Origin of the sequence: Paraburkholderia kirstenboschensis (genome assembly GCF_904848585.1) — a bacterium.
In the GTDB taxonomy this organism is placed as follows: Bacteria; Pseudomonadota; Gammaproteobacteria; order Burkholderiales; family Burkholderiaceae; genus Paraburkholderia; species Paraburkholderia kirstenboschensis.
Map to the genome: position 1 here is coordinate 944,288 of NZ_CAJHCR010000001.1, position 21,184 is coordinate 965,471.

Sequence of the window (21,184 nt, forward strand, 5' to 3'; positions counted from 1 at the left end):
GCCTTCGTTCCAAAGGGAACTTCGATCGATCACATCTTGGGGGATCAGTAGTAACCAGCTAATGATCAACCGATACCGAAATGTTTCGGTCCCGAGACGATTTCGTGGATTCGTGAGCACGACCGGAAGCGCTTGCGTTGCTCCCTGTTTCCGCCTATCACTAATCTATTCGTTTTGCCCGGCGAGCCGACGTTTCGAGCAGGCCCGTATTGAATAAGTCGGAGCTGCCATGCCTTCATCTAGCCCCACAGCAGAGTTCACTTTTGGCGCTCGCGTATTCAATGAGCCGTTGATACCAGTAGGCAGCGATCCCACAGCCGCCGAAAACGCTGCGCTGTCGACTGCGCTACAAGAATATACGCAGCGGCCCGACCGTGACGATTTCTCAAGTGTGACTGCTTTTCTCACCGCGCACCCAAGGTCGCCGTGGGCACTTCCGCTAATGCTCAACCTGGGGCTTGCGTATTTCCACAGTGGGCATTATTCGAAGGCCCTAGGCGTTTGGGAAGACGCGTGGGATCTCGCTAAATTGGTCACAGCCAGGGCCGCCCAGCCATTAACCGACCGCATTGTCGGCGAGTTGGCGTACATGTATGCGCGGCTGGGACGCAAGGACGATCTACAAATCCTCCTCGATTCTCTTGCGGATCATGTGTTCAGCGGCCCCGCCACGGAACTGATTTGTGGCGCTCGGGAAGGACTCTGGACCATGAACATGCGTCCCGACGTGGCGTTCCGGTGTGGCCCTCTCGCCCTACACCGCATCAAGCAGTCAGTAGATCCGCATAACCCCAGGACTGATGTGATCAACGCCACTGCATCGACGCCGAAAGGTTTCAACTTGCACCAAGTGGCAAAGTTGTCGGGAAAACTGGGCCTCGACTATCAGATGGCCTTCCGCGCGCAACACGCATCAATCATTGTGCCCTCTGTGGCGCATTTCAGGCTAGATCATTTCGCCGCGGTGATTCGGCAAGAAGGCGATCTTTACCTGCTTGAGGATCCGACATTCGGCGGCAATGTCATGGCCACCGGGGCGGCGCTGGACGAAGAGACCAGCGGTTACTTTCTCATTCCGCAGGGGGACCTGCCACGCGGCTGGCGTGCCGTAGACGCTCATGAAGGCGAGCAAGTATGGGGGAAGGGAGTCACTACTTCCAACGATCCGAAGCCACATGGTCCATGCGACCCGCACACCTCTGGGGGGGGCAGTTCGTGCAACAAGGACAGCGACGACTGCAAGGGCATGGCTGTCGCAAGGGTGCACTTGATGCTAGTGAGCCTGAACATTATCGACGAGCCCGTCGGCTATGCTCCTGCGTTCGGTCCCGAGGTCCGCTTCAGAGTGCGCTACAGCCAGCGAGAGGCAGCTCAACCGTCGACCGGTTTTCATTATTCGAACCTCGGATACAAATGGACGTTCGATTGGCTGGCCTACATTGTCGACAAGGGCTCTAGCAACGATGTCGACTACTACATCATGGGCGGCGGAGTCAGAACATTTGGTGGTTTTGACCCCGCCACCAAAACGTTCGCAGTCCAGCAACTCGACCAGACGAGGCTAACCCGCACCTCAGCCGACTCTTACGAGATGGTCTGCAGAGACGGGAGCAAGAGAATCTTTGCAGAAAGCGATAAGGCGTTCCAGTCCCGGAAGGTCTTTCTCACGCAGGTCATCGATCCCTTCGGAAACGCCGTCACGCTTGAATATCAGAGCGTCGGGCTGCCGAGTCCCCAGTTTGGAAGAAGCTTGCGGATCGTCAAAATTTTCGATGCCACCGGTCCGGTCACCGGTCCGGTCCCCGTTGGTCAGTCGATCGCTAAGGTCACAACCATTTTTTACGATAACCCCGACCCGTTCAAAATAACCAAGGTAACCGACCCTTTTGGGCGCTCCGCTCATTTCCGATACGACCTGTCCGGGCGGCTCGTCGCTATCGTTGACGTAATGGGCCACCAGTGCACGTTCAGCTATGACCTCGACGGTGCAGACGGGTCCAAGAGCGATTTCATTGTTAAATTGATAACACCCTACGGCACAACGACGTTTTCGAAGACCGAGCCGGGCAACACCCGCTCGTTAAAGATCACGTATCCGGATGGCAACAGCGAGTATGTCGAATTTAACCAGACTCGTGGCCTGGTGTTCACGCCGGGCGGCTCGGGTGACGGATCCGAGCCGCCGCACAGCGTGCCCGGCGGCATGGCGACTGATAACGATCTTCTTACTTTCCGGAACACGTTTTACTGGGACAGGCAGGCGTTCGCACACGCGGCTAATAACACTGTCACCCCCCCTGCGATGGACTATGCCAAGGCGAGAATCTACCACTGGCTTCACGTCGATCAGCACGTTACAGCAGGCATCCTTGAGAGCTTTAAAGCGCCGCTGGAGAACCGAGTCTGGTATGACTATGACGGCCAAGGCTCGGTAGAGGACTCCTCCATTTGGTCCGGAAGCACAAACAAACCTGCCCACGTCGGCAGGGTCCTCGACGATGGGTCCACGCAGATCTACACTTACGAATACAACGAGTTCGGCAATGTCACCAAAACGGTCGATCCCGTTGGCCGCACCATGTCTTACGGCTACGATCCCAACAATGGAATCGACCTTTTAGAGGTCCGGCAGACTCGCGCGGGTCAGAGCGAATTGCTTTCTGCGACTACCTATAACGACCAACATCTACCAGTTGCAAGGATGGACGCAGCTGGACAGACGACGAAATACGAGTACAACTCTTTTGGCCAGATCACCAAGGAGATTAAACCAAACGGAGACACGACCGAATACCTGTACAAAGACGGCCTTCTCACGACAGTGAAGGGTCCGTTGGCTGGAGCGTCTATCACCATAGAACGCGACGAGGTCGGCCGCATTCACGTTCACACCGATTCGGATGGGTACTCGCTCGCTTTCGAATATGACAACCTCGACCGGATACGGAAGATTACGTATCCCGACAACACCTTTGCGACCTTAGGGTACACGGGCCTTGACCGAACATCAGTGCAAGATCGCGCAGGCAGAGTTACGCTGTATGAATATAACCCTGTGCGTCAGCTTAGCAGCCGCACCGACCCGCTGAATCGAAAGACCCTTTTTGAGTGGTGCAAATGTGGGGCCCTGAGGCGGTTGACGGACCCGATGGGGCGTACGACGACGTGGTTCCACGATTTGCAGGGTCGCATTAAAAGCAAGGTGTACCCAGACGGCTCAACAGTCTCGTATCGCTACGAGGCTACCACTAGTCGCCTACGTCAACGGATTGATGAAAAGCTTCAGGTGACGCAATACAACTACTACCGGGACGGTACTCTTCGAGAAATCAGCTATGCCAATGTCGCTGTTCCAACTCCGCACGTAACCTTCACTTACGACGCGAACTACGAGCGAGTGTCCTCAATGACGGATGGAACGGGTACTACCTTTTACACGTACCATCCCATCCGCAGCCCTTTTTCGAGGAACGGCGCAGGAAAACTTGCTTCTATCGTCGGACAGCTTCCTAATAGCAAGATATCCTACGAGTACGACGAACTGGGAAGGCGCAACGCAAGGAAGATCAACGAGGTCAGTTCTGTTTACGCCAAGGATGCAGCGAATCGCCTTTTCAGCGAATCGAATATCTTCGGATCACCGCTTTTCAGATTTCACGCCGGGTACACCTACGACGGCGCCTCTCCCCGGTTAGCGACTATCACCCACTCCAGTCTCGTTCTTGGCGGTAGGGTAGGTCCGGTAACTAGATTCAGCTATGCGGACGTTCCTGAGCGCCGCCTTCAGCAAATCTCGCACGTCAGGGGGCAAGTTGTAATTCCCAAATTTATATACAGCTACGACACGCCTACGGGCCGGATCAGTACATGGACGCAAGTTGATGACGGGATTTCGTACACGCTGGGCTATGATGACGCAGATCAACTCAAAACTGCTGTCGCCGACCGGAGTGGAAATTCGCCGATTGCTTACGCTTATGGCTATGATTTGGCGGGGAACCGACTCTCCGAGCAGATCGGCTCTACTACGACAGCTTCAAGTTATAACTCACTGAACCAGCTGACTACCGTCGCCAATGATTCAGCCGCGCCTTCCAGCTACGAATGGGACGGCGAACAGCGACTAACGGCCATCATTACAGGCGAACAGAGAACGGAATTCAGCTACGACGGGGTCGGACGCCGCGTCGGCTTGCGGCAGACGGTGAGTGGTACAGAGGTAGCCAACAAGCGTTACCTGTGGTCGGACTCTGAGATTTGCGAAGAACGGACTTCTGACGGTTCGACAGTCAAGCACTTCCTCCCGTGGGGGGTAGTCGTTAATAGTGGTCCGCAGGCCGTAGCGTTGTTTTACACACGGGACCACCTAGGTTCTATTCGCGAATTAACGGACATACGCGGCACGGTCCACGCGCGCTACACCTACGATCCGTTCGGACGTCGGACTCGTGTAGCGGGGGACATTGAGGCTGACTTCGGATTCGCTGGGATGTTTGTCGCAATGTCCCTTCACCCTACTTTATTTCGCGTCTACGATTCGAATGTCGGACGTTGGGCCTCTCGGGATCCATTGAGAAACGTTGAATTTAAAGAGGGGCCGAACGTATACGGCTACGTCGCTAATGATCCTATAAACCGAACAGATTTGAGAGGACTGCAGGCTGTTGGGCCAAAAGCGCCGCCGCCTCCACCGGTACCTCCAGCAGCGCCTGGGACGACTTGTCAGCAGCTAACCAAAAGCATACCGGACCCCTGCTTCCTCATCTGCCTGCTTGGCACTGACCCCCAGTTGCAACCGCTTGAATCGCTCATAGCGGAGTTCGCGAATTTGGGCTGCGACTGTTCCCATCTCGACACTTTGTACACCGTGACCTGGGTTGAGTGCCAGCCTCCTCCGCGCGATCCATGTGTGCAAATATTTGACTGGGAAGAAGTGCCTTCGCCCTGCAATCCTGCGCCGGTGTGTGAAGAGCCCTGAACACACCGGTGCCGTTTGAAGGCAGCGAGCGCAGCGTAATGCTTGCGATGCTAGCGGATCAATTCACTGTTGGCGATACACGCGAAGTTCACGATGAGCCCGGGAGGAGTCGATGCTTATATATTCCTTCGATGCCAGTGGGAATATGGCGAGCCGGACAGTGAAAGCTGTCTCGCCGCCGAAGATCACTGGCGAACCCGTTAGCCAGATTGTGGGGCTAGGGGAACTTGTGTCGTTCTCAGTCGTAGTAGCTGACGCGAGCGGGATATCGTATCAGTGGAAGTTCAATGGCACCGACATTCCCGGAGCGACAGGCGACAGTCTGTTGCTGACCGATATCAGCCTCACAAACAAAGGACAGTATTCCGTCGCTGTGACCAACAGTGCTGGAAGCGTCACGAGCGCAGCGGCGGCGCTGACGCTAAGCACCGATCCTCCGCCTCCTCCGGCGCCTATGCTCACCGCCTACAGCGATGCCGGTGGGTCGGTGACGGTCGACCCAATGAAGCGGAGCTACATCCCAGGCGAGACGGTAACCTTGACGGCGAATCCATTTACGCCGGGCGCCTTCGCCGGCTGGACAGGCGACGTGAGCGGTACCGCTCCCTCAATCACTGTCGTGATGAACGGCGACAAAACGGTTCGCGCGAGGTTCGGGACTGCCGTACCGCTGCCTCCGGGCGTTCTCGCCTTTTGGCGCGGCGAGTCGGATGCGAGCGATTTGGTTGGTGAACATAATGGCGCCTTTCTCATCGGAACGACGGGTGTCCAACCGAGGATTGCGCCTGGAAAGGTCGGCGGGGCGTTCGACTTTGACGGGGCAGTGTACGTGCGCGTCGAGGATAGTCCAGCACAGATCAGTCCTACCGAGACTAGCCCTGCGTTGAGACCCACCGAGTTGACGGCAGAAGCGTGGATATTTCCCACGATCCTGCCGCAAGACAACAGCCAGCAAACTATCATTGCAAGAGGCGCTGCAGCAGTTGACAGTAACGCATGGAAACTCAGTGTATTCAACGGTAGCCCGCTCTTCTACTCCCGACACAGAAGTCCGTCGGAGTCTCAAACGGCGACGAACGTTAAGCTGCTTGCAGATAAGGTAACCCTGACCCAGAACCAATGGACGCATCTAGCCGCTACTTTCGACGGCTCCGCCAAGCGCCTCTATGTCAACGGGGCCGAAGTCGCCGCGCAAGGCGGCCTGGACCAGTTTCAGCTTATCTACGAGCCTGCGGCAGCCCCGATAACCATCGGCTCAGACTTTGTTGCCGGTGTGAGTGACTCTCGATTCACCGGACGTATTGACGAAGTAACACTATATAGCCGCGCGCTTTTGGCTAATGAGGTGGCGGATATTTATAGCGCGGATCTTCTCGGAAAAATCGTCACGAAACCATATTTCACCACTCCGCCTCAGTTAGTCGGCTTCCGGGGCCGCGCTTTTACGCCGATACGGTTCACGACTATTTTCGGACAGCCACCGGTCAGTTACTCACTGTCGCAAGAGTCAGTCTTGCCGGATGTGATGAGCCTTTCGTCTGCCGGAGTGCTGACCAGTATCGGCCCGCTTATCGCTCTGCCCGGCGCTTGGGATTTCACCGTTCGCGCATCGGATGCGGCGGGTAACTTCACTGACCAACTGTTCGTAATCGAGGTTTTATAAGAAGAATCTTCTCGCGCATATCGGAAAGACCAAGGCGCTGAAAACGAGCGCGACGACGTGGAGCGCATCGGTTGACAGCTAGGAACAGGCGCGACGAATTGCGGCATTGCGGAGGAAGACGACGAGAGATCTGGCCAAGCGGGGCACGCCGTCAGTCGCACGGCAGTCAGTTCATGAACAAAATCGATTTAGGAGTTTCCGTGGCGGATACACGGCGTGAGAACGGACGTCCGAAGGGGCTCCGGAAGCGGTCATCGCATCATGCCGATGCGACGGTCTGGTGCGGGTCGACAAGCGACTTTCGCGACCGGCAGCGGCTTCTCAATACAGCACGGACGTAGCGCATCCGAAGGCGGCGACGAAATGAGTGGCTAAGCGCTGATTGCGCAGATGGGTAGCGGGATGTCGCCGGACGTATCGATATCAGCCGATGCGGTCCACGCTTTCGAACGCCGGTCGACACTGCGCACCCGTACTGCCGCGTTTGCCGATCAACAGCAGGCCCCCGTATCGACTCACCTTGCGCGCGGCGTGGCGCGGTCGCAATCGGGCCGAAACGCAATATATAGGTAGTATTCTTCGGGGGCTTGTCGGGGGGACGGCTGGCGTCGATTCTGGCGCAACTCGGGCTTGCCGGTTGAATCCGGCTGGAAGCCTCGCATTTTTCGGTATGGGCCGCCGTATGAGTTAGGCCTCGAGCCGTTACTCAGTAAGGCCCGAACACCCCTGCATCATTGGCGTGTGTTGTGCGACGTCGCTGGCCGCTGCGGTTTGAGTGCCCATCCTCGGTATCTTTTTGCGTTAGCTGTTCAGGGCGTGAGTTTAACCCGCCGGCGCGGCAAGCGGACCCTGGCCGGATGGCCAACCCACGCTGTCACGCAAATTGCTCGGGGTGCAGGCGCAGGCAAGCATGTTCCGCGCAGGCGCAAGCAAACCCAGGCACAGCAAGCTCGCGCAGACACGTGCCACATGCACGAATTGCACGAATACTTCGCGCTCGTGCCGACCTCATTCTTCGAGCAGCGCGCGCATATCGGCGGTGCGTTCGTTCGCCGCGCTGCGCCGTTTCGCGAGCCACATCATGAACGTTATGAACGCGCCGAACACGACGATGATCCATTGCGCGGGCATCTTCGCGGTGAGCAGCAGCGCGTACGCGCCGAGCATCAGCAGCACGGCCAGATTCTGATTGAAGTTTTGCACCGCGATCGAATGGCCGGCGGACAGCAGCGTCGCGCCGCGATGCTGAAGAATCGCGTTCATCGGCACAATGAAAAAGCCGGACAGCGCGCCGAGCAGGATCATCAGCGGATAGGCGAGAAGGATATAAGCCGGCGCGACATACGAGCCGATGTGGATGCCGGCACCCGCGGGAAAAAGATTCTTGTTGTAGAAGGCCATTGCAATCGCCACCGCGCCGGTGAGGATGCCGACCGGCAGCACCGTGAGCGAACGGCGCAGCGGAATCAGCGCGGCCGCCGCTGCCGCGCCGACGGCAATGCCGAGTCCGGTGACGCCTTGCATGACGGCCGCCTTCGAGAGCGACAAGCCGAGGTTCACATTGGCCCACTTCAGCACGAGCAGTTGCAGCGTCACGGCGCCGCCCCACATCAGCGTCGTCACCCATAACGCGATCTGTGCGAGCTTGTCGGCCCACAGCACGTTGAAGCAATGATAGAAGTCGCCGACGAGCTTGGTCGGTTCGGACAGGCGGTTCGGATAACGTGCGCCGGTGTCGGGAATGAACATGTTGATGCCCGCTGCGATCGCATAGGTGAGCATCACGGCGAACATCGCGAGATCGGCCGATGAGCGGATCAGCGGCAGATGAGCGTGTGCAACGAATTTATCGGCGAATGTGCTGATGAGCGCGCCGCCCACCATCGTGCCGACGATAGTCGACAGCACGGTCGCCGATTCCAGCCATGCGTTTGCCTTGACGAGTTTTTCGGCCGGCAGCAGCTCGGTGAGAATGCCGTACTTCGCGGGCGAATACGCGGCCGCGCCGAAGCCGACCACGCCATAGGCGATCATCGGATGCACGCCCACGATCATCAACAGACAGCCGCTCGCCTTCAGCGCATTCGAGATGAACATCACGTGGCGCTTTTGCATGGCGTCCGCAAACGCGCCGACGAACGGCGCGAGCAGCACGTACGAGACGGTGAAAAAAATCTGCAGCAACGGCGTGACCCACGCGGCGGAACGGATCACGGACAACAATGCGATGGCGGCGATCAGCAGGGCATTGTCCGCCAGCGACGAAATGAACTGCGCCGCGATGATTGTGTAGAAGCCTTTTTTCATGAAGCGGATGGGAAGCTGCGCGCAAGCCTTAGGCGCAGATAAAGGCGCAGACGAGGCGCGCATGCGGGCGCAGCGTAGAACGCGAAATGCAGCCGGTGAGGGAGGTGCGCCGGCGCGGCTTCCCGCTTTGTAGCACGAACGCTTGCACGATGCAGGCGCGCCAACGAAAAAGCGGCCGAAGCCGCTTGTCGTGATTCTGCCCGTTGCGATTCTTTGATTCGCTGCCCTTAAGCCGCTTGCTGGCGAGTACGGCTGTAGCGCGACAGGATCGGCACCATCTGCGCGTAGATCTTCGGATTGCCGGCGACAACTTCGCCAACGTGCAGGAAGTCGGAGTCGCCGGTGTAATTGCCCACCAGACCGCCGGCTTCGGTAATCAGCAGGCTGCCCGCGGCGACGTCCCACGGGTTCAGGCCTTGCTCGAAGAAGCCGTCCATGCGGCCCGCAGCGACGTTTGCGAGATCGAGCGCCGCGGCGCCCGGACGGCGCAGGCCCGCGCACGCCTGCGTCATTTCCGCGAACTGGCGGCCATAGGCTTCGAGGCCGTCGGTTTCGCGGAACGGAAAGCCGGTGCCGATCAGGCCGTCGGCCAGCCGGTCACGCTTGGCGACGCGAATGCGGCGGTCGTTCAGGAACGCGCCGCGGCCACGCGAAGCTGTGAAGAGGTCGTTGCGGGTCGGATCGTAGACCACGGCCTGGGTCACGATGCCTTTATGAGCCAGCGCGATCGACACGCAGTAGTACGGAAAGCCGTGAATGAAGTTGGTCGTGCCGTCGAGCGGATCGATGATCCACTGGTACTCGGACTCGTTGTCCGACTTGCCGGATTCTTCGGCGAGGATCGCGTGATCGGGATAGGCGGTCTTCAGCGTGTCGATGATCGCAGCTTCAGACGCTTTGTCGATCTCCGTGACGAAATCGTTGTGCTGTTTCTTGCTGACCTGAATCAGATCGAGGTCGAGCGACGCGCGGTTGATGATCTGAGCTGCGCGGCGCGCGGCCTTGACAGCGATATTGAGCATGGGATGCATGGATTGATCCTTGTGCCGGGGCAGCACGGCTGCTTGCCGGTGAATGGGCGCTACGCGCACACTAATTGGCGCCCTCGATGAGGCGCAGAAACAGCACGGAATGCTCGCCCGGTACACGACCGGTGCGCATTCCGCCAACGGAGACGAATTGAATAAGAACGAAGCGCCCGGCTTTGCCGGTTGCATGCACTGACTGTGCCGGACGCGAATCGCGATATTTTACCTCAGTCCGCAGGTCGCGGCAGCGTTCGAGGCGGGCAGGGCCGTCATGCGCATTTCAACGGACGCGCAGTGTGGGCCGTGACATGCGATGCGACGTGCCATATGACGTGCAATGCGGTGTGCGCCATCGCGCGTATTTCGGGGTCTGCCCTCGTTGGCGCTACCATACGCGTTCTTTCGCTTGCAGAACTTCATCGTGGACCACACCCACCATTCTTCCGATCCCGCCGTGGCCGACTTGCGCGGCGGCTTCACCTCCACGCGTTTCGTGCTCGTCGAGCCGAGCCATCCGGGCAACGTCGGCGCCGCCGCGCGTGCGCTCAAAACCATGGGTTTCTCGCGGCTCGTGCTCGTCTCGCCCCGCGTGCCGCATGTGCAGAGCGATCCGGAAGCCATTGCAATGGCAAGCGGCGCCGACGACGTGCTCGCTTCGGCCCACGTCGTGCCGACGCTCGCTGATGCACTCTCCGGCGTGCATTGGTCGATCGCGTTGACCGCGCGGCAGCGCGAATACGGTCCTCCGCAATGGACGCCGCGCGCAGCCGCAAGTCTCGCGCGCGACGAAGCGTTGCACGGCGAGATCGCGCTCGTGTTCGGCAACGAGCGCACTGGCTTATCGAATGAAGACGTCGAGCGATGCAGCGCGCTCGCACACATCCCCGCCAATCCTGCCTACAGTTCGCTCAATCTCGCACAAGCGGTCCAGGTGTTGGCGTACGAGCTGCGCATGATCTATCTGACGAGCGGCGCCGACACAACCGCGCCCGCGATGGGTGCGCCGCAAACGGCAGCCGCATCTGCCGAGCCGGCAGGCGCACGTGCCGCGAGCAATGAAATTGAAAGCATGTTCGCGCACCTCGAAAGCGCGCTCGTCGCGCTCGAGTTTCTCGACCCCGCGAATCCGAAGAAACTGATGTCGCGCTTGCGGCGGCTTTTCGCGCGCTCGGGCCTGGAGCGCGAGGAAGTCAACATCGTGCGCGGCATCGCCAAACACATCCTCCTGAAGACGGGCCACAAGGACGACGGCGTGCAGTAGGGCGGCGCGCCCGGTGTAACGAGTGGCCAGTTGGCGGAGCCTGGCTAGCACGACGACCTTTTGCGCTACATGGACTTCCGGCAGGTTTTCGGGAACCGCCCTACAATCCTCGAAACGTTCTAAGCAAAGCTGCCGCGCTGCTATGCGGCGCTGCTGCACGCGCATTGCGGTTAGCGCATGCGGTCTCCTTCCCACACAACACAGTCCCTGCCATGTTCACGAGACTTCGCGAAGACATTGCCACGATCCGCGAGCGCGATCCCGCTGCCCGCAGTGCCTGGGAAGTGCTTACGTGTTATCCGGGCTTGCACGCATTGGTGCTTCACAGGCTCGCGCACGCATGCTGGCAGGCGCGGCGCCGCTGGCTCGGGCGTTTCGTCTCGCAGATGGCGCGCTTCATGACGGGCATTGAAATTCATCCCGGGGCGACGGTCGGGCGGCGTGTGTTCATCGATCACGGCATGGGCGTGGTGATCGGCGAGACCGCGCAGATCGGCGACGATTGCACGATCTATCAGGGCGTGACGCTCGGCGGCACGTCGCTCACGCGCGGCGCGAAACGGCATCCGACGCTCGAGCGCGGTGTGATCGTAGGTGCGGGCGCGAAGGTGTTAGGCGGTTTCACGATCGGCGCGGACGCGAAGATCGGATCGAATGCGGTGGTGACCAAACCCGTGCCGGCTGGCGGCACCGCTGTGGGCAATCCGGCGCGAGTCATTGTGCCGGCGGCGGCTTCAACTGCTTCCGCGGCTGCCGCGGCTGCTGTCGTTGCGAGGGCGGCTGCCAATGCTGGGGTCAACGGCGTTGCCAATGCGGCTGCCCATTCGGCTCTAAATGCGGCTCCAAATGCGGCTGTCAACGGCGGCGTGAGCGCGGCTCGCGATGCTGCAACGAATGAACCCGCTTCCGCTGACGGCACGAGCCCCGAGAGCGGCAAGCTCGCCGTCGAGCGCAGCGGCTTCTGCGCATACGGCATCACGCCGAATGCCGACGATCCCGTGTCGCTCGCCATTCACGGTCTCATCGATCATGCGGCCACGCAAGCCAAACGCATCGACGAAATCGTTATGGCGCTCGAGCATCTCGGCACGAGTCTCGAAGGACTGCAAGGCGCTGACGCAGCGCTGCTGGATTTGCGGCGCCTGTCCGCAGCGATTGCGGGCAAGCTGGATGGGGCGGTGGTGGGGCGTTGATCTGAATCGACGGTGTATTCGCGGCGACGCCGCGGCGCGCAGCGGTTAAGAGCACGAATGCATCGCGCTCAGTCGAGCGGCAATGCCCGGATCCCGTCGGCGTCGATACGCAGATAGCCGCCGCGCCGTTCGCCATGATCGAGATCCCAGTCCGGCAGTACCCAGCGTATTCCGCCGGGCTCACGATGACGCGCAGGGCGGTGCGTGTGGCCGTGAATCATGGTTGCAGCTTTGGACCATTTGAATAGCGACGCGACGCCTTTCGGGGTCACGTCGTATTTCAGCGAGACCGGCCGCGAGCGCCCATGTTCGCTTTTCGACCGCATATTTTCCGCGAGCGCCTGACGCCAGGAAAACGGCGACGCGAGAAACAGCATCTGCGCGAGACGGTTGCGCGCCAAGGCACGGAAGATCTGATAACCGCGATCGGCGGTGCACAGGCGATCGCCGTGCGCGAGCGCGATGCGCGTGCCGAATGCCGTGATCACGAACGGGTCGGGTAGCCAGATTGCGCCGGCTGCTTTCATGAAGCGCTTGCCGAGCAGAAAATCGCGATTGCCATGCATGATGTAGAGCGCGATACCGCGCTCGGTCAGCGTGTGCAACAGCGCGGCCATGCGCGCGACGAACGGCTCGGCGAGCATGTCGTCGCCGATCCAGTATTCGAACAGATCGCCGAGAATGAAAACGGAATCCGCCTGGTCGGCTGTGACGCGAATGAAGTGTTCGAACGCGGCGACCGTGCGCGGAATCGCCCCGCTCAAATGAATGTCGGAGAGAAACAAAAACGGGCGTGCGGCGTGCGGGCGTTTGCCCTCGCCAGGCACGCCCGCGGCGACGCTTCGCAGCGGCGTTTCTTGCAGCATTGAAGGTGCCTGAGTCTGGTTTTTATAGTGTGAGCGCGCCTGCGACCGGCAATCAGTCGACGATCACGGCCTTTTCGATCACGACGTCGTCAACCGGCACGTCCTGATGAAAACCCTTCGAACCCGTCTTGACCTTCTTGATCTTCTCGACGATGTCCAGGCCTTCGACCACCTTGCCGAACACTGCATAGCCCCAGCCTTGCGGTGTGGGCGACGAGTGGTTCAGGAAGTCGTTGTCGTTCACGTTGATGAAGAATTGCGCGGTTGCCGAATGCGGGTCGTTGGTGCGAGCCATTGCGACCGAGCCGTTCACGTTCTTCAGGCCGTTGTTCGCTTCGTTGTTGATCGGCTCGGCCGTCGGCTTCTGCTTCATGCCGGGTTCGAAGCCGCCGCCCTGAATCATGAAGCCGTCGATCACACGGTGGAACACCGTGTTGTCATAGTGGCCGGCCTTCACGTAGTTGAGGAAGTTCTCAACCGACTTCGGCGCTTTCTCGGCGTCCAGTTCGAGTTTGATGACGCCGTGGTTCGTATGCAGTTCAACCATGATGGAATCCTTTGATGAACAGGGTGGGTGGAAGAGGCGCGGTGAGCCGTCGTGTGCTTTCGTGCGCTTGCCTGGCGCTTCATGCGTTCGACGGCGGGCCGCGCCGGGGCGTGATCTGACGCTTGGATGCGAGCGTTCCGTGTTCCGTTAGTGCTGTTGTACTCGCTGTTCTACTGTTACTTGCTGCTGACGACGCTAGCCGACTCGATCACCACCGGCTTCTGCGGAACGTCGCCCATCGGGCCGCGCGTGGTGGTGGGCGTGCCTTCGATCTTCTTCACGACCTCCATGCCGCTCGTGACCTTGCCGAACACTGCGTAGCCGTTGCCGTCCGGATTCGGATAGTCGAGGCCGGCGTTGTCGACCGTGTTGATGAAGAACTGCGCAGTGGCCGAATTCGGATCGCTGGTGCGCGCCATGGCCAGGGTGCCTGCCATGTTCTTCAGACCGTTACGGCTTTCGAGCGGAATCGGCGCGCGCGTGGGCTTTTCAGCGAAGCTCTGCGTATAACCGCCGCCCTGAATCATGAAGCCGCGAATGACCCGATGAAAGATCGTACCGCTGTACTGACCGGACTTCACATAGTCGAGAAAGTTGGCGACTGTCTTAGGCGCTTTCTCAGGATACAACTCGACGCGAATATCGCCTTCCGACGTCTTGAGGAGGACGGACGGATGCGCGGCTTGCGAACCGGACTGCGCGGACGCGGGTGCGTTTGCGATCAGGGCGGCGCTGCCGAGCGCCAACATCAACCATTTCATGAAGATCCTCAGGGTTGGAAAAAACGTATAACCGCGAGCGTGGCGGCTTTATTGCGAGGGCGCCATGTAAGGCGGCATGGCGAGCGAGCCGTTTGCGCCGCCGTACTGGAAGCTCGGCGTTTGCGTCATGTTCGCCGTGGCGCGGTCCGTATAGTTCTCTTGCACTGCAGCGGCTCGTTTGGTCGACTTGCCCGTTTTGGGCGGCGACACGATCTTCTGAATGTCGGCGATGCGCTGCGTGGTCGTGGCGCTTGCCTTACCGAGGCTCTGCGCGCGCCGGTACGCTTCGTTGGCCATGCGCAGGTAGAGGTCGCCCAGGTTCTCATAAGCGAGGCCGTAGCCTGGGTTCACCTTTGTCGCGGTTTCAAGCGCCGCGCGTGCTTCCACATAACGGCCGTGCTTCGCGTACAGCGCGGCGAGATTGTTATACGGCTCGGGCAACTCGGGGTACAACTGCGTGAGTTCGGTGAACGCGGTGATCGCTTCGTCGTCGCGGTTCAGATGCGAGAGCACCGTGGCGCGCTTGAACTTAGCCTGCGCGTCGCGCGGGTTCGAGGCGATGCGCGCGTCGAGCTGCGTCAACGAGGCTTGCCAGTCTTTCTGCGCGATGGACGCGTCGATTTCAGGCGTGTTGTCGCGCACTGCGGGACCTTGCGACACGGTCGGCGTTTTCTGCGCGAACGCGGCGGCGCCCGGCACAATGCCAAGGGCGACAGCCACGGTAAAGCGCAACGTGACGGCACGTGCGAGGCTGCGTGCAAGGTCGCGCGCAATGCCGCGGCGGGCGTTGCGCACGGGGCTCTCGAAGGCCGTCGCGGCAAGGGTCGCAGCGCTGCGCGCGCGGCCGCTGGAAGGTTTCATAGGCTCGGGTCTGGATGTTATACTCCGAGCCATTCTAACAAAAGGTCTGCGCGTTCCGTCGAACCGCCGGCTGTCTTTTCGCCACTCGTGGTCGTCTCCGCCTTGATAGCAGTCTGACCGCCGCACCAGGTGCACCGGTTTGCTGCTGTGCGTGTTTCAACAGTCGGGCAACAGCCGGACATAGCCAGACACAGTTGGGTAATAGTCAAGCAACAGCCCGGCTTGGAGTCAGGTAACAGTCAGGCAAAAGTTCGTCCCGGCCGTCTTGTGTTTGCGGGACGGCACGCACGAAACACATTGCGGATTTCTTTCGGCCCACGCACCGTTCTCTATGGAATCACTGCGCATCTACAACACGCTCGCGCGTGACAAGCAAACTTTCGTGCCCCTGCAAGCAGGCGTCGTGCGGATGTACGTCTGCGGGATGACCGTGTACGACTATTGTCACGTCGGTCATGCGCGCGTGATGGTCGTATTCGACATCGTGCAGCGATGGTTGCGCACGCTCGGCTACGAGGTAACGTACGTGCGCAATATCACGGACATCGACGACAAGATCATTCGCCGCGCCGTCGAAAACGGCGAGACGATCAAGTCGCTGACCGATCGCTTCATCGATGCATTGCATGAAGACGCAGACGCGCTCGGCATCGCGCGTCCCGACATCGAGCCGCGCGCCACCGACTTCATTCCTCAGATGCTCGGCATGATCGAGAAGCTCGAAGCGAACGGCTACGCGTATCAGGCGAGCGACGGCGACGTGAATTACGCGGTGCGCAAGTTCGCCGGCTACGGCAAGCTTTCCGGCAAGTCTCTGGAAGATTTACGCGCGGGCGAGCGCGTCGCCGCAAATGACGCCAAAGAAGATCCGCTCGACTTCGTGCTGTGGAAGCAGTCGAAGGCCGGCGAACCGGCCGACACGGGCTGGGATTCGAAGTACGGACGCGGCCGTCCCGGTTGGCATATCGAATGCTCGGCTATGGGTTGCACGTTGCTCGGCGAACGCTTCGACATTCATGGCGGCGGGCAGGACTTGCAGTTCCCGCACCACGAAAACGAAATCGCGCAGAGCGAAGCTGCTACTGGTCAAACGTTCGTGAATTACTGGATGCACAACGGCTACGTGCAGATCGACAATGAGAAGATGTCGAAGTCGTTGAATAATTTCTTTACGATTCGCGAAGTATTGGCGCAGTACGATGCCGAGGTCGTGCGTTTTTTCATCGCACGCGCGCATTACCGTTCGCCGTTGAATTACAGCGACGTGCATATCGACGACGCCCGCAACGCCCTCGGCCGTTTGTACACCGCGCTGAAGGACGTCACGCCGGACGGCGCCGCGCTCGACTGGGACGAAGCGCATGCGCAACGTTTCCAGGCAGCAATGAATGACGACTTCAACACGCCGGTTGCAGTATCGGTGTTGTTCGAGTTGGCAACTGAAGTGAACCGCACGCGCGACCCCGCGCTGGCCCGTCAATTGCGCTCGCTCAGCGCGGTGCTCGGGTTGCTCGGGCGCGAGCCGCGTGCGTACCTGCAGCAGGCAGCGGGCGCCGCGGTACAAGGCGCGCTCGAACCCGCCGCGATCGAAGCGAAGATCGCCGAGCGCGTGGCCGCCAAGCAGGCGAAAGACTATGCGGCAGCAGACCGGATCCGGGCCGAATTGCTCGAGGCCGGCGTTGCACTTGAAGACAAACCCGGCGGGTTGACCGAGTGGCGGCGCGTGTGAGCGCACCTCGTACTTCCCTCTGAACGACTCGCCAGGCAGGAGGCAGGATGGCAACGGCCACGAAGACGCCGGCTAAACGAGCTACGTCTCAAACAAACGCAGCAGCCGCGGCAAAGTCGACTCGAACGTCGGCTCGCGCGGCAAGCGGCGCGGTGAAAGCAGCATCGTCGAAAGGCGCGGACGCGGCGGCAAAGACCGCGGCCGGCGCGTCGAAAAAGACTGCGGTCAAACGTGCGCTCAACGGCACGTCCGTGCACGCGCCGGTTGCGAAACGCGGGAAGGCATCGTCCGGCAAAACGTCGCGCTTGAATAGCGGCAGCAGCAACGGCGCGTTGCCCGCCGAACTTGCAGGCGACGTGCAGGAACTCGCGCGCGTCGCGAAGGCGCAAGAGGGTGACGGAGCCGAGATCGTGCGCAAGACGCGTGCGTCGTCCCCGGCGGGCGGCGAAGCGGCGAGCGCAAGCGAAGTCGCGGTGCCGGTGCAGATCGGCGGCCTCGTACCCGAAGTGACGCGTCCCGACTACTGGGACAAGGCGTGTGCCGATCTAGTCAAGCGCGATCGCATTCTGAAGAAGCTGATTCCGAAGTTCGGTCCGGTGCATTTGCTAAGTCGCGGCGACCCGTTTGTCACGCTCGCGCGCTCGGTCGTCGGTCAGCAGATTTCAGTGGCGTCCGCACAGGCCGTCTGGGCGAAAGTCGCAGCCGCATGTCCGAAGCTCGTGCCGCAGCAGTTCATCAAGCTGGGTCAGGAAAAGCTGACTGCCTGCGGCTTGTCGAGACGCAAGGCGGAGTACGTGCTCGATCTCGCGCAGCACTTCGTCTCGGGTGCGCTGCACGTCGGCAAGTGGAGGTCGATGGAAGACGAGGCCGTGATCGCCGAACTCACGCAGATTCGCGGCATCGGCCGCTGGACCGCGGAGATGTTCCTGATCTTCAACCTGTCGCGTCCGGATGTGCTGCCGCTCGACGACCTCGGTCTGATTCGCGCAATCAGCGTCAATTATTTTAGCGGCGAGCCCGTCACGCGCAGTGAAGCGCGCGAGGTCGCAGCGAACTGGGAGCCGTGGCGCACCGTCGCCACGTGGTACATGTGGCGTAGTCTGGACCCATTGCCGGTCGACTACTGAAGCAAACAAGAAGCGATGCCGCTTCGCGACTATCAATTGTTAGCTGTTGATAGTTGCGAAGTGGTTTAGACATCGGCGAGCGCAGTTAGAATACGCGCTGCCGGTAAGTCCAAGGATTAAAACCAATGAAGACCACCTTTCTGGATTTCGAACAGCCGATCGCTGAACTCGAAGCAAAGATCGAAGAATTGCGCTTCGTGCAGGACGATTCGGCCGTCGATATTTCGGAAGAGATCGAGCGGCTGTCGAAGAAAAGCCAGCAGCTCACGAAAGATCTGTATGCGAACCTCACGCCGTGGCAGGTTTCGCAAATCGCCCGACATCCGCAGCGCCCGTACACATTCGACTACGTGAGCGAGCTCTTCACCGATTTCCACGAACTGCATGGCGACCGCAACTATGCGGACGACCTGTCGATCGTCGGCGGACTTGCGCGTTTCAACGGCCAGGCCTGCATGGTGATCGGTCATCAGAAGGGTCGCGACACGAAGGAGCGCGCGCTGCGCAACTTCGGCATGCCGCGACCGGAAGGCTATCGCAAGGCCGAGCGTCTCATGCGTCTTGCCGAGAAATTCAGCCTGCCGATCTTCACGTTCATCGACACGCCGGGCGCGTATCCTGGCATCGGTGCTGAAGAACGCGGGCAGTCGGAAGCCATCGGCCGCAATCTGTATGTGATGGCAGAACTGAAAACGCCGCTGATTGCGACGATCATCGGCGAAGGCGGTTCGGGCGGCGCGCTTGCCATCGCGGTCGGCGACAGCGTGCTGATGCTGCAATTCTCGACCTATTCGGTGATCTCGCCGGAAGGCTGCGCGTCGATTCTGTGGAAGAGCGCGGCGAAAGCGCCGGAAGCAGCGGAAGCGCTCGGCCTCACCGCGCATCGTCTGAAAGCGCTCGGCCTGATCGACAAGATCGTCAACGAGCCGCTCGGCGGCGCGCATCGCGACCCGAAGGGCATGGCTGCCATGCTGCGCCGCGCGCTCGCCGATTCGCTGCGCCAGTTCCAGGGCATGAGTATCAACGACCTGCGTCAACGCCGTTTCGAACGCCTGATGTCGTACGGCAAGTTCAAGGAGACAACGCCGGGCGCCTAAGCCCGCGCGTGTTCTCTTTCGTCCATCGGCGCATGACGCATTAATACTGCGCTGACGACGTGACTTCTACCTCCGAATCGCCCGCCGACCGCCTCGTCCTCGAGGCGGTCGGCGTTGCGCTAGCCGCTTTGCCTTCTAATGCCCGGATTGCGGTCGCATTCAGCGGCGGCGTCGATTCGAGCGTGCTGCTCGATGCGGCCGTGCGTGTCGCGGGCGCGTCGCGTTGCTTGGCGCTCCATGTGCATCACGGCTTGAGCGCGAACGCCGATGCGTGGCTCGCGCATTGTGATGCGTTCGCGCTGGAACGCGGCGTCCAATTCGCGGCGCGGCGCGTCGAGGTGTCGCGCGATGCGGGTGTAAGCGTGGAGGCCGCCGCGCGCGAGGCCCGCTATCGCGCGTTGGACGCGCTTTGTGAGGAGCACGGCGTTCATTCGCTATGGCTCGCGCAGCACGCGGACGATCAGGCGGAAACCGTGCTGCTGCAACTGCTGCGCGGCGCCGGCCTCGCGGGTCTGGCGGCAATGGCGCCGGAGTTTTCGCCAGCGGGTGCAGCGGCGGTGCGCGTGCGGCCCTTGCTTCATCTGCTGCGCGCGCAACTCGAGCAGTATGCGAGCGCACGCCATCTGCGCTGGATCGACGACGAATCGAACGCGGACACGCGCTATGCACGCAACGCGCTGCGCCACCAGGTCACGCCCGCGTTGGCCGTGCACTTTCCCGGTTTTCGCGATGCGCTGGCCCGCACCGCGTCCCACGCCGCGGCGGCGCAACGCTTGCTGGACGAACTCGCGCGTATCGACCTCGACGTTGTCTCGCGCGACGATGGGCGTGCGCTCTCGCACGACGCACTCATCGCCCTCGACGACGACCGCGCGCTCAACCTGATGCGTTACTGGATGCGCTCGCAGCGCTTCGTCGCCGCATCGAGCGCGCGTCTTGGCGACGCGCTTCGTCAACTGCGTGAAGTGGGCGAGGGCGGCGACGGGCACCGCTTGCGTATCGACCACGCAGGGCATGCGTTGCGCAGCTATCGTGGACTCGTGTATTGGGAAGCGGGCGATAGCAGCGATCCCGCCGACGAGTCCGCGCTCGCCGAACGCGAGATCAGCGAACTCGTCTGGCGCGGCGAAGCGACGTGGCGTTTGCCGCAATGGCGCGGCACGTTTGTGTTTGAAGCGGTCGACCTGGCTTCGTCGACTAGCGCTGCTCAATTCGATGCGATTCCGGTTAGCGTCTTACAGCGTGGGTTGCTGAGCGCGCGTTCGCGCAGCGGCGGCGAACGCATGCGCACGAGCGATGTGCCCGGCGCGCCCAGTCGAACGCTCAAGAACCTGTTCCAGGAACGCGGCATTCCTGCGTGGAAGCGCGAGGTGCCGCTGCTTTATATCGGCGATGAACTGCTGTTCGTGCCGTTGCTCGGCGTGAATCGCGCGGCGTTGCCGCTACAGCTGTCGCCCGGCGAGGCTTGCGTAACGATCGTGTGGCGCGAGGACCTGCTGATCGCCTGACCGGCCGGTCGGTCGCGCGGTTATCACCCTGTGAGTCTTCAAATAGGGCGCGAGTACCGGTCGAATGAGGCTACGAAAAACGATGCTGACGCGCGCCCTGCAAGCCTTTGCTGGCGGCGTTGCAAGCCTCGCCGCGGGCTTTGCGGCTTGTCTTTTTGCGTACGATCGGGTACGTTAACTTGTTTGCCCGACCCGCTTTTGCCGTCGCTTTTGTCGGTTTTCCGATCGTGATCCGAGTTTTCCGGTAAGCCATTAGCG

The 21,184-nt window shown here is 60.7% G+C and carries 14 protein-coding genes; 8 read left to right on the forward strand and 6 right to left on the reverse strand.

The window, feature by feature from the left end; all coding sequences use genetic code 11:
• The first annotated feature begins 229 nt into the window (after positions 1 to 229).
• A complete protein-coding gene (locus tag JMY24_RS04290) occupies positions 230 to 4,978 on the forward strand; it encodes an RHS repeat-associated core domain-containing protein (protein WP_201701433.1) in 4,749 nt (1,582 codons plus the stop codon).
• 112 nt (positions 4,979 to 5,090) lie between these two features.
• Positions 5,091 to 6,641 carry a LamG-like jellyroll fold domain-containing protein gene (locus JMY24_RS04295; protein WP_128595344.1) on the forward strand — a complete coding sequence of 517 codons (1,551 nt, stop codon included), beginning with the start codon at positions 5,091 to 5,093 and terminating at the stop codon, positions 6,639 to 6,641.
• A gap of 1,008 nt (positions 6,642 to 7,649) precedes the next feature.
• On the opposite strand, the gene lplT is transcribed toward JMY24_RS04295, so the two are convergent.
• Both lplT and JMY24_RS04305 read right to left on the reverse strand, forming a co-directional pair.
• Entirely contained in the window at positions 7,650 to 8,948 is a 1,299-nt protein-coding gene (gene lplT / locus JMY24_RS04300) for a lysophospholipid transporter LplT (protein ID WP_201701434.1), read from the reverse strand.
• A gap of 227 nt (positions 8,949 to 9,175) precedes the next feature.
• Positions 9,176 to 9,979 (reverse strand): inositol monophosphatase family protein, encoded by an 804-nt coding sequence (locus JMY24_RS04305; protein WP_128587174.1) that lies wholly within the window; start codon positions 9,977 to 9,979, stop codon positions 9,176 to 9,178.
• Positions 9,980 to 10,397: 418 nt separating this feature from the next.
• Between JMY24_RS04305 and JMY24_RS04310 the strand changes: the two genes are divergently transcribed.
• Complete coding sequence (locus JMY24_RS04310) at positions 10,398 to 11,237, forward strand: RNA methyltransferase (protein ID WP_128595342.1); 840 nt, start codon at positions 10,398 to 10,400, stop codon at positions 11,235 to 11,237.
• A gap of 212 nt (positions 11,238 to 11,449) precedes the next feature.
• Positions 11,450 to 12,430, forward strand: a complete 981-nt coding sequence (cysE, locus tag JMY24_RS04315) for a serine O-acetyltransferase (protein ID WP_236597312.1) — start codon at positions 11,450 to 11,452, stop codon at positions 12,428 to 12,430.
• A 68-nt stretch (positions 12,431 to 12,498) separates the two neighbouring features.
• Here the strand turns inward: cysE and JMY24_RS04320 are convergent, their stop codons facing one another.
• The 4 genes from JMY24_RS04320 to JMY24_RS04335 all read right to left on the reverse strand — a co-directional run bounded on the left by JMY24_RS04320 (position 12,499) and on the right by JMY24_RS04335 (position 15,465).
• Positions 12,499 to 13,296, reverse strand: coding sequence for a UDP-2,3-diacylglucosamine diphosphatase (locus JMY24_RS04320; protein ID WP_128589673.1), 798 nt, complete (start codon positions 13,294 to 13,296; stop codon positions 12,499 to 12,501).
• A 52-nt stretch (positions 13,297 to 13,348) separates the two neighbouring features.
• A complete protein-coding gene (locus tag JMY24_RS04325; RefSeq protein WP_128589675.1) occupies positions 13,349 to 13,843 on the reverse strand; it encodes a peptidylprolyl isomerase in 495 nt (164 codons plus the stop codon).
• Between the two features lie 176 nt (positions 13,844 to 14,019).
• Positions 14,020 to 14,604, reverse strand: coding sequence for a peptidylprolyl isomerase (locus JMY24_RS04330; RefSeq protein ID WP_027775382.1), 585 nt, complete (start codon positions 14,602 to 14,604; stop codon positions 14,020 to 14,022).
• 48 nt (positions 14,605 to 14,652) lie between these two features.
• Entirely contained in the window at positions 14,653 to 15,465 is an 813-nt protein-coding gene (locus JMY24_RS04335) for a tetratricopeptide repeat protein (RefSeq protein WP_201701436.1), read from the reverse strand.
• Positions 15,466 to 15,796: 331 nt separating this feature from the next.
• Between JMY24_RS04335 and cysS the strand changes: the two genes are divergently transcribed.
• From cysS to tilS, 4 genes are all read left to right on the forward strand, one after another.
• Entirely contained in the window at positions 15,797 to 17,194 is a 1,398-nt protein-coding gene (cysS, locus tag JMY24_RS04340; protein WP_201701437.1) for a cysteine--tRNA ligase, read from the forward strand.
• A 47-nt stretch (positions 17,195 to 17,241) separates the two neighbouring features.
• Positions 17,242 to 18,321 (forward strand): DNA-3-methyladenine glycosylase family protein, encoded by a 1,080-nt coding sequence (locus JMY24_RS04345; RefSeq protein ID WP_128595340.1) that lies wholly within the window; start codon positions 17,242 to 17,244, stop codon positions 18,319 to 18,321.
• A 125-nt stretch (positions 18,322 to 18,446) separates the two neighbouring features.
• Entirely contained in the window at positions 18,447 to 19,418 is a 972-nt protein-coding gene (locus JMY24_RS04350) for an acetyl-CoA carboxylase carboxyltransferase subunit alpha (RefSeq protein WP_128589679.1), read from the forward strand.
• A 59-nt stretch (positions 19,419 to 19,477) separates the two neighbouring features.
• Positions 19,478 to 20,926 carry a tRNA lysidine(34) synthetase TilS gene (tilS, locus tag JMY24_RS04355; RefSeq protein ID WP_201701438.1) on the forward strand — a complete coding sequence of 483 codons (1,449 nt, stop codon included), beginning with the start codon at positions 19,478 to 19,480 and terminating at the stop codon, positions 20,924 to 20,926.
• Positions 20,927 to 21,184: the final 258 nt, after the last annotated feature.